The organism is Thermaerobacter sp. FW80 (assembly GCF_004634385.1).
Classification (GTDB): domain Bacteria; phylum Bacillota; class Sulfobacillia; order Thermaerobacterales; family Thermaerobacteraceae; genus Thermaerobacter; species Thermaerobacter composti.
In genome coordinates, this window is the sequence record NZ_CP037895.1 from 1,924,178 (window position 1) to 1,937,113 (window position 12,936).

A 12,936-nucleotide genomic window follows, 5' to 3' on the forward strand; every position below is an offset into this window, starting at 1 on the left:
GGGACCGGGGCGCGGACGGCCCGTGCCGGATCCCGCCGGGGCGGCCGGTCCCGGGGGTCGGGGGCCGCTGCGTTGCGGTCGTGGGGGATGGACGGTCCCGGGCGGCGTCCCGACGAGAAGGGTGAACGGGAAAGCTTGGCGCGGAAAGGAACGGGCGCTGCATGACCATCGACCTCTGGCCCGTCCCGGCGCTGGCCCGCCTGGGACTGGCGGCGGTGCTGGCGGCGGGACTCAGCCTGGTCCTGGGGCCCGTGATCATCCCCTGGCTCAGCCGACTGCGGTTCGGCCAGACCGTGCGCGAGCAGGGCCCGGCCCGGCACCGGGTCAAGCAGGGCACCCCGACCATGGGCGGGGTGATCTTCCTGCTGCCGACCCTGTTGGTGACCGCCTGGCTGGCTCCGCCGACACCGGCGACGGCGCTGGTGCTGGGCGTGACCGTCGCCTTCGGCGTCGTCGGCGGGGTGGACGACTACCTCAAGGTCGCCCTGCGTCGCTCCCTGGGCTTGCGGGCGCGGGCCAAGCTGGCCTGGCAGACCGTGGCGGCCGCCCTGCTGGTGTACCTGGCCCAGGCGTGGCTGGGCCGGGGCACCGCCGTCTGGATCCCCTTCGGGGGCGGGTGGTGGGACCTGGGGGTGTGGTACTACCCCCTGGCGGTGCTGGCGGTGGTGGCCAGCGCCAACGCCGTCAACATGACCGACGGCCTCGACGGCCTGGCGGCGGGTTCCACCTTGATCGCCCTCTCCGTCTTCTTCTACGCGGCCGCCCGCTCCGGCCGGTATGACCTGGCGATCTTCATCGTATCCTTGGGCGCGGCCCTGGCCGGGTTCCTCTGGTTCAACCTGCACCCGGCGCGGGTGTTCATGGGCGATACCGGGTCCCTGGCCCTGGGCGCCGCCCTGGGCGGCCTGGCCGTCCTGACCGGGACCGAGCTGGTCCTGCCGGTGGCGGGGATGCTGTTCGTGCTGGAGACGCTGTCGGTGATCGTCCAGGTGTTGAGCTTCCGGCTGACCGGGCGGCGGGTGTTGCGCATGAGCCCGCTCCACCATCACTTCGAGCTGGGCGGCTGGAGCGAGGCCCAGGTGGTCTACCGGTTCTGGGCGGCCGGCCTGGGTTTCGCCCTGGCGGGTTTGCTGGCCCTGGGAGGGTTTCCGGGATGACCACGGCCGGCGTGCCGGGTCCCCATCGCCGGCGGGGCCCGTGGCGGCCCGCGCCCCCGCACGGGGCGGGCGCCGCGGCGCCGGACGCGCCGCGCCCCTTCGGCCGGTCCCGGGAGATGGATCGCACGATCTTCGCCGTGACCGTGATCCTGCTGGCGTTGGGGATCGCCATGGTCTTCAGCGCCAGCTTCGCCAAGGCGATGGACGACGCCGGCGATCCCTTCTACTTCCTGAAGCGGCAGCTGCTCTGGGCCCTGGTGGGCGTGCCGGTGATGTGGCTCTTCTCCCACATCGAGTACCCCCATTGGCGCCAGATGGCGCGACCGGCGCTCTACTCCACGCTGGTGCTGCTGGTGGCGGTGCTGCTGATCGGCGCCGCGCGGGGGGGCGCCGAGCGCTGGATCGACTTCGGCTTCTTCAGCTTCCAGCCGTCGGAGTGGGCCAAGTTCGCGCTGTGCATCTTCTTCGCCGATCACTTCACCCGCGTCGGGCCCCAGGTGCGGGACTTCCGCCGTGGTCTGGGACCGTGGCTGCTGGTGGTGGCCACGGTCTCCGGCCTGATCATGCTCCAGCCCGACCTGGGCACCACGGTGGCCATCGGCGGCATGGCGGTGCTGATGGCCTTCCTGGCCGGGGCGCGCATCCAGCACCTCCTGGCCCTGGGGGCCCTGGCGGTGCCGGCGCTGATCGTCGCCATCACGCAGTCCGAGTACCGCTGGAGGCGCATCACCGCCTTCCTCGACCCGTGGGCCGACCCCCAGGGCACGGGGTACCACCTGATCCAGGGGCTGCTGGCCCTGGGCTCGGGCGGGTGGTTCGGCCTGGGCTTCGGCCTCAGCCGCCAGAAGATCTGGTACCTGCCGGAGCAGCACACGGACTTCATCTTCGCCGTGCTGGGGGAGGAACTCGGCCTGCTGGGGACGCTGACCGTCCTGGCGCTCTACGCGGTGCTGATCTGGCGCGGCTTCCGCACGGCGGCCACGGCACCGGACACCTTCGGGGCGTTGCTGGCGGCGGGGATCACGTCGATCATCGCCATCCAGGTGGTGGTCAACGTCGGGGTGGTGACGGCGACGCTGCCCATCACCGGCATCACCCTGCCCCTCTTGAGCTACGGCGGCTCGTCGCTGGTGGTGACACTGGCGGCCATCGGGATCCTGATCAACGTGTCCCGGCACTGCCCCCAGTAGGCAAACGGGGCCGGGGCGGTCGTCGACGGGGGGAGGCAGGCGTGCGCGTCCTCTTGACCGGGGGAGGAACCGGCGGTCACATCTACCCGGCCCTGGCCATCGCCGCCGAGCTCAGACGTCGGGTGCCGGGGTGCGAACTGCTCTACGTGGGGACCCGGGAGGGCCTGGAGAGCCGCATCGTGCCGCGGGCCGGGCTGTCCTTCGCCACCGTCAGCGCCCGGGGGCTGATGCGCAAGGCGCCGCGGGAGATGCTGGCCGGCCTCGTCGCCCTGATGCGCGGCCTGTGGCAGGCGGATCGCATCCTGGCCCGCTTCCGGCCCCACGTGGTGGTGGGGACCGGCGGCTACGTGGCCGCGCCGGTGGCCCTGGCGGCGGTGCGCCGCGGCATCCCCCTGGTCATCCAGGAGCAGAACGCCGTCCCCGGTGCGACGAACCGGCTGCTGGCGCGCTGGGCGCGGGCGGTCTGCGTGCCCTTCGCGGAGGCGGGCCGGTTCTTCCCACCGGGGACGCCGGTGGTGGTCACGGGCAATCCCGTGCGCCCCGAGATCCTGACGGTGCGCAGGGACGAGGCCCGGGCGCGGCTGGGCATCGGCGCCACGGAGCCGGTGGTGTTGGTGACGGGGGGCAGCCGCGGGGCGGAGCGGATCAACCGGGCGGCCCTGGAGCTGGCGGTGGCCATGGCCGGCTGGCCCGAGGGCGTGTTGCTCTGGGCCTCCGGCGAGCGCTATCACGGGGAGCTGCGGATGCGGCTGGAGCGCCGGCTGGCGGCCGCCGGCAGCCAGCCGGCGCGGCGGGTGCGGCTGTTCCCCTACATCGACGACATGCCGACCGCCTACGCGGCGGCGGACCTGTACGTCGGTCGCGCGGGGGCCACCACCCTGGCGGAGATCACCGCCCGGGGGCTGCCGGCGATCCTGGTCCCGTCGCCCCACGTAGCCCACCACGAGCAGGACGAGAACGCCCGGGTGCTGGCGCGGGCCGGCGCGGCGGTGGTGATCCCCGACGGCGAGCTGACCGGCGCCCGGCTGGTGGCGCTGGTGCGGGAGCTGTTGGCGGATCCGGCGCGGCTTGCGGCCATGGCCCGGGCGAGCCGCCAGCTGGGGCGCCCCGACGCCACCGGCGCCATCGTCGACCGGATCCTGGACGCCGTCGGGGCGCCGGTGTCGGTCCAGGGGGGGCTAGGGGCGGCCGGGGCCGGGGCGGGCGAGCCGCCGGCCGGGACAGGGCACCGGGTCCGGCCCGTCTGCGAGCCAACGGGGCCCGCCCCTTCGGCCCAAGGGGCCGCCGGGGTCAAGGCGGCCGCGAAGGCGGCCGCGGGCCGGGCCGCCGGGCCGGGTCGGGCGGCGGCACGGGAAGGGCCTGCACAGGAGTCGATGGCGGTGGACCGGGAGACCATGGCGCGCGAGCTGCAGTCACGGGTCAAGGGACCGGTGCGGATCGGCGAGCCCCTGGCGCGCTACACCACCTTCCGCATCGGTGGGCCCGCCGACGTGCTGGTGGAACCGGTCGACGAGGAAGACCTGGCCCGCGCCCTGGCCTGGGCCCGGGACCACGGCGTGCCCGTCACCCTGCTGGGCGGCGGGAGCAACGTGCTCGTCCCCGACGAGGGCCTGCGGGGGCTGGTGGTCCGGGTCGGGCTCGACGGCATCCGTTGGGAGGATCCCGACCCGCAGGGACGATGCGGGGTGGTGGTGGGGGCGGGGACCGTGCTGGCCCGTCTGGTCCACGAGGCGGCCCGCCGCGGGTACCAGGGCCTGGAGCCGTGCGCCGGGATTCCCGGGACGGTGGGCGGCGCCCTGGTGATGAACGCCGGGACCCGCGACGGCACCATCGGCCAGGTGGTGGACTGGGTCCGGGTGGTGGAGCCCGGCGGGCGGCTGGCCGTCTGGCCCCGGGAACGGTGCGGGTTCACCTATCGTTCGAGCCGGATGCAGGTCGAGGGCGTGCCCGTGGTCGCCGCCCGGCTCGTGCTGGCACCCGGCGACCGGCAGGCCATCGCGGCGGCCATCCGCCGGTACACGGCGTACCGCCAGCGCACCCAGCCGCTGCGCTACCCCAATTGCGGGAGCGTGTTCAAGAACCCGCCCGGGGACGCCTCGGGCCGGCTGATCGAGGCGTGCGGGCTGAAGGGGCTGCGCCATGGACGGGCGCAGATCAGCGACCAGCACGCGAACTTCATCATCAACCTGGGCGGGGCGACCGCCGAGGACGTGCTGGCGCTGATGACCACCGCCTGGCGGTGCGTCCGCGACCGCTTCGGGGTGGTCCTGGAGCCGGAGGTCCGCCTGCTGGGCTCCCTCGCCCGGCGCTGGCCGCCGGACCCGGTGGCCCCGGCCGGTTCGTCCGACCCGAACCAGGCCTGATCCGGCGGGGCGCTCGGCCGCCCTGCGGGCGCGCCGCGCGGGTTGCCTCAAGGGGCCACGGCGCTCGCCCCCGCAACGGACCATCGCGAGAGGCCGGCCCGGGATGGGGGGCGCCGGCCCCCGGGGGCGGGCCGGTGACCCCGGCTGGCTCCGAAGCGCCGCGGCGGGCCGCCTCCGGTCCGGGTGCGTCGACGTCCGCCGTCCGGGGCGCGGGGTGGGAGGGAGGAGCGTGGTTCCCGAGGGGACGAGCCGTTGGGCCCTGGAGGTGCGCCGGCGCCGGCTGCGGGCGCGGCGCCTGGTCGCGGGGGCGGGCGTGGCGGCGCTGCTCCTCGGCCTCTACCTGTTCATGAGCTCACCCTACTTCGTCCTGGACCACCTGCGCATCCGCGGCTACCAACGGCTGGATCCGGCCACCGTGCGGGAACTCGCCGGCATCCCTCCCGGCACGCTGATCTGGCGCGTCGACCCCAATGCCGTGGCTCGACGCCTGGAGGCCCATCCCCGCGTGGCGGGCGCCGTGGTCCGGAGGGAGTGGCCCCGCGGGCTCGTGATCGAGTTGCGGGAGCGGGCGACGGTGGCCGTGCTGGTCGACCGGGACGGCCCGCGGTGGGCGGAGTTGGATGCCCAGGGACGCATCCTCGCGTCGGGCCGGGGCGAGCCGCCGCGCCCGGCCGCGCCGGCGGCCGGGGGCGGCTGGCGGGCCGGCGCGCCGCCGACCGAGGGCGGCGACGGGGCCGGAGCCGGGGATGGCGCCGACGCCGTCCCGGTGCTGGTGTGGGACGCGCCCTCGGCGGGGGACGCCCGGAGCGCCGTGCCGCCGATCGCCTGGGAGCCGGGCCGGTTCGTCCCGGATCCCCTGGCGCGGGCGGCGGCGGTGGCGGCCGCCCTGGAGGCCGCCCGGTTGCCCGAGCCCGTGGTGCGCCTCGTGGCCCGGCCGGGGGGCCTGCTGGAGGTGCAGCTGGTCAGCGGGATCCGCGTCCACTGGGGTCGCTCGGACGTGGCGCCGTCCGCCAAGGTGCGGGCGCTGACCGCCGTGCTCGCCGCCGTGGACCGGGACGCGGCGGCGCGGCCGGCCTACATCGACGTGACGGACCCGGACCGGCCGGTCCTGGGGCCGCCGGCCCGGGAGGGCGGAGGGGGCTGATCCTCATCCGTCCGCCCTCCCGCCCGCCGCCGACCCGCGCCCGCGGAGCCGGCGTCGCCGGCGGGCGGCCCGCTCCGAGGCCGTCGGCCGCGACGGGGCGCGGCGCGTGGCCCTGTCGCCGGGGCGGCCCCACGGATTCGGGGGTTCGGCCCTTGGGTGCGGACGGGCCGCACCGGCGGATGGCCGCAGGACGGGCAGGGAACGCCGTGGGGGCGTGGAACTGTACGTTGAAGTTCCAAGGGATCCGCGGGCTCTGGCTCGTCTGCCGTCAAACCCTCGTCCCGGTATCGCGAACCCCGCGGACACCGGGCGATCCGGGAGGGTGCCGGGGTCTCCGGCACCGGGGAGGTTTTGGACCGTGCTCGAGTTCGACATGGAGAACCAACCCTTTGCCGTGATCAAGGTGGTCGGGGTGGGCGGCGGCGGGAACAACGCCGTCAACCGCATGATCGAGGCGGGGCTGCGGGGCGTGGAATTCCTGGCGGTGAACACCGACGCCCAGGCGCTGTCCACCTCGCTGGCGTCGGAGAAGATCCAGATCGGCCGGGAGGTGACCCGCGGCCTGGGGGCGGGCGCCGACCCGGAGATCGGCAAGAAGGCGGCGGAGGAGAGCCGCGAGGAGATCAAGGAGCGCCTCAAGGGCGCGGACATGGTCTTCATCACCGCCGGCATGGGCGGCGGCACCGGGACCGGTGCCTCGCCGGTCATCGCCGAGATCGCCACCGAGGTCGGGGCGCTCACGGTGGGGGTGGTGACCCGGCCCTTCTCCTTCGAGGGGCGCAAGCGGGCGGCCCAGGCGGAGATGGGCATCAACAACCTCAAGGCCAAGGTGGACACCCTGATCACCATCCCCAACGACCGCCTGCTGCAGGTGGTGGACAAGAAGACCTCGATCCTCCAGGCCTTCCGGGTGGCGGACGACGTGCTCCGGCAGGGCGTCCAGGGGATCTCCGACCTGATCGCGGTGCCGGGGCTGATCAACCTGGACTTCGCCGACGTGCGCACCATCATGATGAACACCGGCTCCGCCCTGATGGGCATCGGCGTCGGGCGGGGCGAGACCCGCGCCGTGGACGCCGCCCGCGCGGCCATCTCGAGCCCACTGCTGGAGGCCTCCATCGAAGGGGCCAAGGGGGTGCTGCTCAGCATCACCGGCGGCACCGACCTGGGCCTGTACGAGGTCAACGAGGCGGCGGAGATCATCGCCCAGGCGGCCGATCCCGACGCCAACATCATCTTCGGGGCGGTGATCGACGAGTCGCTGGAGGACGAGATCCGCGTGACGGTGATCGCCACGGGCTTCGATCCGAAGCCCGCGGCGCCGCCCGCCGAGCTGGACGACCTGCCCATCAAGCCGTTCACCGGGGACGACCTGGACATCCCCCACTTCCTGCGCCGACGGCCGCGCTCGGCGCGCTAGGCCGGGCGGGCCGGGCGCGGCGGCGTCCTGCGCGGGCCCCGCGGCCCGCGCAGGACGCCGCCGCGACAGCCCTCCACCCTTCCCGCAGGCACGGGTCGACATGTTTCCCCCAGCGCGGGCCGTATAATCAGACCGCCGGCGGCCGGGCCGCCGGCGGTCGTCGCGTGGTTCTACCATCCCGGCGACGGGCATAGGCATGGGATCGTGGCGATGGCGCAGCGGGGGCGACGCCCGTGCCGTACGTCTACCTGGACCTCTTCGTCCTGGTCAATGCGGTCGTCGACTACGCCCTCCTGGCCGCCACGGCCCAGGCGACCCAGGCGCGCACCAGCCGGGGGCGCCTGCTCCTGGCCACGGCCTGGGGGACCGCCTTCGCCTGCCTCGTCGCCCTGGCCCCCGACGGACCCTGGAGCCGCCTGCCGGGCATCGTGCTCGCCTCGACCGCCATGCTGCTGCTGGCCTTCTGGCCGGTGGCGCCCCGGCGGTTGCTGGCCCTGGCCGCGTGGTTCTACGGGCTGGCCTGCTTCGTCGCGGGCGGTGCGCTGGCGGTCCTCTCGCTGGTGGCCGGCCGCGGCCTGCCCGCCGGTGCCCCCGTCGTCGCCCTGGTGCCCGCGGTCGGGGCGGCCGTGGCTGCGGGCCGGTTCTTCTTCCAGGCGTGGCGCCGTCGCTCGCTGCCGGGACCGCTGTACGTCACCTTGCGGGTGGCCTGCGAGGGGCGGGCGGTGGACCTGCCCGCCCTGGTGGATACCGGCAACCAGCTGCGGGATCCCCTGACGGGCCTGGCGGTGGTCGTGGTGGAGGAACAGGCCGTGGCCCCGCTCCTCCCGCCGGCCCTGCGCCAGGCCGTGGCCGCCGACGACGACATCGCCGCCTGGGCGCGCGCGGCCGTGGCCGCCGGCTGGGCCGAGCGCCTGCGCATCGTCCCCTTCGCCTCCATCGGCCGGGAGCGGGGGTTCCTGGCCGGGTTCCGCCCCGACGCCCTCTGGGTGCGGTGGCCGGAGCCGGTGGGCGGCAGGGGGCCCGAGGAGGGCGGCCGGCCAGCAGCCGGCGCGAGGCCTCGGTTGGCGGAGCCCCCGGGGCCGCGGGCGGGGCGCGGGGGTGCCGCGGATCGGGGAGGGCACCGCGCGCCGCCGGGTTCGTCCGGGTCGACGGCCGGGGCCGAGACCGGGGAGGTGGCGCTTCCTTCCACGGAGGTGGCCGCCGCGGTCAGCGAGCCGGACCCCGGCCGCGAAGGCGATCCCGGTGTGCTCGACGCGGCGCGGCCCGGCGGTGCGGGGACGGATGCCGCGGCGCCACCTGCGCCCGCGGAATCCGGCCAGGGTCGGGCTGGCGCGGACGCCACCGGGGTGCCGGGCGCGCCGGCGGCATCGACGACGGCGGCGCGTTGCGGGGCGAGCCGGGAGCCGAGCCCGGTCCCGGACCCCGGCCGGTCCGCGGCCGGGGTCCGGCCCGGGGGGCGCTGGCGGGCCCTGGGCCCCGCGGTGGTGGCGGTCTTCCCCGGCCGCTTCACCGGGGATCAGCACTACGTGGCCCTTCTACCCACCGCGCTCTTGGAGGCGCCCGACGCCGCGGGTCCCGCGTCGTCACGGGTGTCCTAGACCTGTCGGGAGGGGAGGCGCTGCAGACGATGCGGCATCACTGGCTCCGGTTGAAGTGGTCCGTGCGGCTGGCCATCCTGCGGTGGTTGCTGCGCTCGGGCGTGGCGCGGCTGCCCGTGCACTACCTCGGGGGCAGCCAGGCCCTGCCCCCGCCGCTCACGGCCGACGAGGAGGAGCTGCTGCTGGACCGCCTGGACGACGACGACCCCGCCGCCCGTCACACCCTGATCGAGCGCAACCTGCGCCTGGTGGTCTACATCGCGCGCAAGTTCGACAACACCGGCATCCCCCTCGAGGACCTGGTCTCCATCGGGACCATCGGTCTGATCAAGGCCGTGAACACCTTCGATCCGTCCAAGCGGATCAAGCTGGCCACGTACGCCTCCAAGTGCATCGAGAACGAGATCCTCATGCACCTGCGGCGCACCAGCCGCACGCGGTACGAGGTCTCCCTGGACGAGCCGCTCAACGTGGACTGGGAGGGCAACGAGCTCTTGCTCTCGGACGTGATCCCGGCCACGGACGGCGACGTGATCTATCGCGACCTGGAGGCCAAGGTGGACCGCCAGCTGCTCTACCGGGCCCTGGCGCGGCTCAGCCCGCGGGAGCGGCTGATCATGGAGCTGCGATTCGGCCTGGTGGACGGCATCGAGCGCACCCAGAAGCAGGTGGCCGACCACCTGGGCATCTCGCAATCGTACATCTCGCGCCTGGAGAAGCGCATCATCAACCGCTTGCGCCGGGAGATCCGGAAGATGGAGTAGCTGGCGGAGGCGAGGGCCCGCCATCCGGGGGGATCCTGTTCATATCAAATCGGTGACGGCGGTCACAGGCGGCCCGTCGCGGCCGGTGCATCCTGGAACCGGGAGGTGGTCCCGATGCCAGGGACACCGGCGGTCACGGTGGCGCTGTCCGGGCGGGAGATGGCCCTCTTGCGGAACGTTGCCGACTTCGCCGGCTTCGGCTGCGACATCCACGCCGTCGAGGTCGAACCGGCGGTCGACCCGCAGGAGCTGGAGGAACTGGTCGACGTCCTGGACGCCGCCATGGAGGCCGCAGAGGCTCCAGCCCTGACGCGGCGGCAGCTGGAGGTGGCCTTCGGGCTCCTGGACTACCAGCAGTGGCAGTGCCCCCTGGCCACCTGGTGTGAGGTGGACGATGCGACCCAGGATGAGCTGGACGCCTTGCGGGAGAAGATCCAGGAAGCGATCAGCTGAATCTCAACATGGGTTTGTAAAGGGCCCCGCAGGTTTGCACAGAGCCCCGCAGCCTACGCTGCGGGGCTCTTCGTGTCAATTCGATGAAGGTTGATCGATTGAGACCTCTCAATGATAGGACTCGATGTTGATCGTCCTCCCCAAAGCATGCCGTCATCACGGCGCTCTCCAATGCATGCCCCGCAACGCGCCGGGGAAAGTTATGACGAATGATGCCGGCGTCGCCGGTGCATAACCCCTCCCAGCGCCGCGCATACTCCCCGTTGCAGGACGAGCTCGGCTGCGCGCACATGGCCTGCCGCCGATGGCCACGGGCCGGCGGGCGGGAGGGAGCCACGTTCCCATGAGCCGCATGATCAACAAGGTTGAGATCTGTGGGGTGAATACCGCCGAACTCCCGGTGCTGACGAACGAACAGATGCGGACGCTGTTTCAGCGCATGCGCCAGGGCGATCAGGAGGCGCGGCAGCAACTGGTCCAGGGCAACCTGCGCCTCGTCCTCAGTGTCATTCAACGCTTCAATCATCGCGGCGAACCCGTTGACGACCTGTTTCAAGTGGGATGCATCGGCTTGATGAAGGCCATCGACAATTTCGATCTCGACCAGAACGTGCGCTTCTCCACCTATGCGGTGCCCATGATCATCGGCGAGATCCGCCGCTACCTGCGGGACAACACCCCGATCCGCGTCAGCCGCTCCCTGCGGGACGTGGCGTACAAGGCGCTCCAGGTGCGGGATCAGCTGACCCACCGGCACGGTCGGGAGCCGACCCTGGAGGAGATCGCCCGGGAGCTCGGGCTCCCGCGGGAGGAGGTCGTCCACGCCCTGGACGCCATCCAGGATCCCGTCTCCCTGTTCGAGCCGATCTACCAGGACGGCGGCGACCCCATCTACGTGGTCGACCAGGTCAGCGACGACAAGCAGCGCGACGAGCAGTGGCTGGAGAGCATCGCGGTTCGCGAGGCCATGTCCCGCCTGGACGAGCGCGAGCAGTTGATCATCACCAAGCGCTTCTACCAGGGCAAGACCCAGATGGAGGTCGCCAACGAGATCGGCATCTCCCAGGCGCAGGTCTCGCGACTGGAGAAGGCCGCCCTCCAGCGCATGCGCAAGTACATGTGAAAGGGCGAGAGGCATGGACGCGCGAGCTCCACGGAAAGCCCCACGAATCCCGCGCCGCGACCCGCGGGCGGGGATCGGCCCGGTCGCGACCGGCGCGGCGGCGAACGGGGACGGGGTGCACCACGGCCAGCCGGCGGCCGCGCGCCGCCCCCTGACGGCCGGCCGGACCGGTGCGCGCCCGCAGCCGGGGGTGGGCCGCTGGCTCCGGGTCGCAGGGTGGCTGGCCCTCGCCCTCTTCGTTGCGGTCACCCTGGGCCCGCGGGCGGCCGGTCACACACCGGCGGTGGAACCGGCCGCGTCGCCGCCGGTACCGCCCATCGTCCGGCTCCACGTCGTCGCCCACAGCGATGCCGCCCGGGACCAGGCGGTCAAGCTCCAGGTGCGCGACGCCCTCCTTCCGCTGGTGACCGCGGCCGCCGCCGGGGTGCGCACGCCGGAAGAGGTCCTCCAGCGGGTGGCCGCGATGGCCCCCCAGCTGGAGGGCCGCGCCGAGGCGGTGGTCCGCCAGGCCGGCTTGTCGTATGGCGCGCGGGTCGAGATCGGATCCTTCGCCTTCGACCGCCGCGAACTGGGCGGTTTCGTCTACCCGGCCGGCACCTATCCCGCCGTCCGGGTGGTGCTGGGCAGCGGACGGGGTCACAACTTCTGGTGCGTCTTGTTCCCCGGGCTGTGCCGGGTGGGGGACGGCGGTCCCGCCGGCGCCGGCGCGGACCCGGCGACGGCCGTCGAGCCGCTGGGGGCCGTCGCCGCCGGCGCTTCGGGGACGTCCGCCAGGCTCGCCACCCCGGTCCCGGGAAGCGGGGGCGAAGCCGCCAGCGCGACCCCCCAGGCCCTGGCCGGCGGGGCCTACGCCGCGCCCGACGGGACCGCGGCGGGCACGGCCGACACCGCCGCGGTCGACCCCGCGGGGGCGGGGAGGCCGCCGGAGACCCGCTGGTTCCTCCTGGAGTGGTGGCGGGGCAGCGTCGGCAGCTGGTGGGCGTCGCTGGCCGCCTGGCAGCGCGCGGCGGCCCGCTAGTCCCCAGGTGCCGCGGCCCCCGGCGGAAGGTCCTGTTCCCTGCGTGCCGCCCGGGCGGAAGGTCCTGTGACCTGCGCGCCGCAGGTTCCGCAGCCTACGGCCCCCGATCTCGCGACCTGCGAGCGCGACCCGCGAGATCCCCGGTCCCGCGGCCTGCGAACCCCGTGGCCCCCCGGGACCTGCGAGCCCCCGTCCCCGCAGCCTGCGAACCCCCTGGCGCCGCGGGCCGCGAGCCCCGCGGCTCTGCGGGGCTCGCCCCATGGTCCCGCGGGGCGACCCCGGGGCACCGCCCCCTGCCATCCTGGGGGCCCGTGCCCGACCCCTGCGGGGCCCCCGTCCCGGGCCCCGCATATCCTGAAGCGGACGCCGCCATGGGCTGCGGAGGTGAACGGCCGTGCTCAAGACCTCCGACCTGCGCACCCGCGACGTGATCAACATCGTGGACGGGCGCCGGCTGGGCTGGGTGGGGGACGTGGAGATCGACCTCCAGACCGGGCGCATCCAGGCCATCATCGTGCCCGGGCCGGCCCGGTGGTTCGGCCTCTTCGGCCGCGACCGCGACTACGTGATCCCGTGGGAGCAGATCGTCCGCTTCGGTCAGGACGTGATCCTGGTCAACGTGCCGGGGTTCGTCGACATGGAAGGAGCCGCGGTCGCGGGAAGCGAAGGGGTGGAGGCAAAGACGGGATAGGCGCCGTCCTCCCGT

General features: G+C 74.2%; 11 protein-coding genes. All 11 read left to right on the forward strand.

Annotation, left to right across the window (positions count from 1 at the left end; genetic code table 11):
* The first annotated feature begins 161 nt into the window (after positions 1-161).
* Positions 162-1,157 (forward strand): phospho-N-acetylmuramoyl-pentapeptide-transferase, encoded by a 996-nt coding sequence (gene mraY, locus E1B22_RS07990; RefSeq protein ID WP_135225227.1) that lies wholly within the window; start codon positions 162-164, stop codon positions 1,155-1,157.
* Positions 1,154-2,347 carry a putative lipid II flippase FtsW gene (gene ftsW, locus E1B22_RS07995; RefSeq protein WP_371413456.1) on the forward strand — a complete coding sequence of 398 codons (1,194 nt, stop codon included), beginning with the start codon at positions 1,154-1,156 and terminating at the stop codon, positions 2,345-2,347. Before mraY ends, ftsW begins: the two co-directional genes overlap by 4 nt.
* Positions 2,348-2,388: 41 nt before the next feature.
* Positions 2,389-4,710 carry a UDP-N-acetylmuramate dehydrogenase gene (murB, locus tag E1B22_RS14100; protein WP_371413457.1) on the forward strand — a complete coding sequence of 774 codons (2,322 nt, stop codon included), beginning with the start codon at positions 2,389-2,391 and terminating at the stop codon, positions 4,708-4,710.
* Between the two features lie 229 nt (positions 4,711-4,939).
* The gene (locus E1B22_RS08010) at positions 4,940-5,854 is read left to right on the forward strand and encodes a cell division protein FtsQ/DivIB (RefSeq protein WP_135225228.1); all 915 of its coding nucleotides are present in this window, start codon (positions 4,940-4,942) and stop codon (positions 5,852-5,854) included.
* A 358-nt stretch (positions 5,855-6,212) separates the two neighbouring features.
* Positions 6,213-7,274, forward strand: a complete 1,062-nt coding sequence (ftsZ, locus tag E1B22_RS08015; RefSeq protein ID WP_135225229.1) for a cell division protein FtsZ — start codon at positions 6,213-6,215, stop codon at positions 7,272-7,274.
* Positions 7,275-7,507: 233 nt separating this feature from the next.
* Positions 7,508-8,872 carry a sigma-E processing peptidase SpoIIGA gene (locus tag E1B22_RS13360; protein WP_243123253.1) on the forward strand — a complete coding sequence of 455 codons (1,365 nt, stop codon included), beginning with the start codon at positions 7,508-7,510 and terminating at the stop codon, positions 8,870-8,872.
* A gap of 29 nt (positions 8,873-8,901) precedes the next feature.
* Positions 8,902-9,636 (forward strand): RNA polymerase sporulation sigma factor SigE, encoded by a 735-nt coding sequence (sigE, locus tag E1B22_RS08030; protein WP_135225230.1) that lies wholly within the window; start codon positions 8,902-8,904, stop codon positions 9,634-9,636.
* A gap of 114 nt (positions 9,637-9,750) precedes the next feature.
* Entirely contained in the window at positions 9,751-10,089 is a 339-nt protein-coding gene (locus E1B22_RS08035; protein WP_135225231.1) for a hypothetical protein, read from the forward strand.
* A gap of 352 nt (positions 10,090-10,441) precedes the next feature.
* Positions 10,442-11,212 (forward strand): RNA polymerase sporulation sigma factor SigG, encoded by a 771-nt coding sequence (sigG, locus tag E1B22_RS08040; protein ID WP_207669958.1) that lies wholly within the window; start codon positions 10,442-10,444, stop codon positions 11,210-11,212.
* A gap of 115 nt (positions 11,213-11,327) precedes the next feature.
* Positions 11,328-12,230 carry a stage II sporulation protein R gene (locus E1B22_RS08045; RefSeq protein ID WP_167758895.1) on the forward strand — a complete coding sequence of 301 codons (903 nt, stop codon included), beginning with the start codon at positions 11,328-11,330 and terminating at the stop codon, positions 12,228-12,230.
* Positions 12,231-12,624: 394 nt separating this feature from the next.
* On the forward strand, positions 12,625-12,921 hold the full coding sequence (locus E1B22_RS08050; protein ID WP_135225234.1) for a YlmC/YmxH family sporulation protein: 297 nt from the start codon (positions 12,625-12,627) through the stop codon (positions 12,919-12,921).
* The last annotated feature ends 15 nt before the right edge of the window (positions 12,922-12,936 follow it).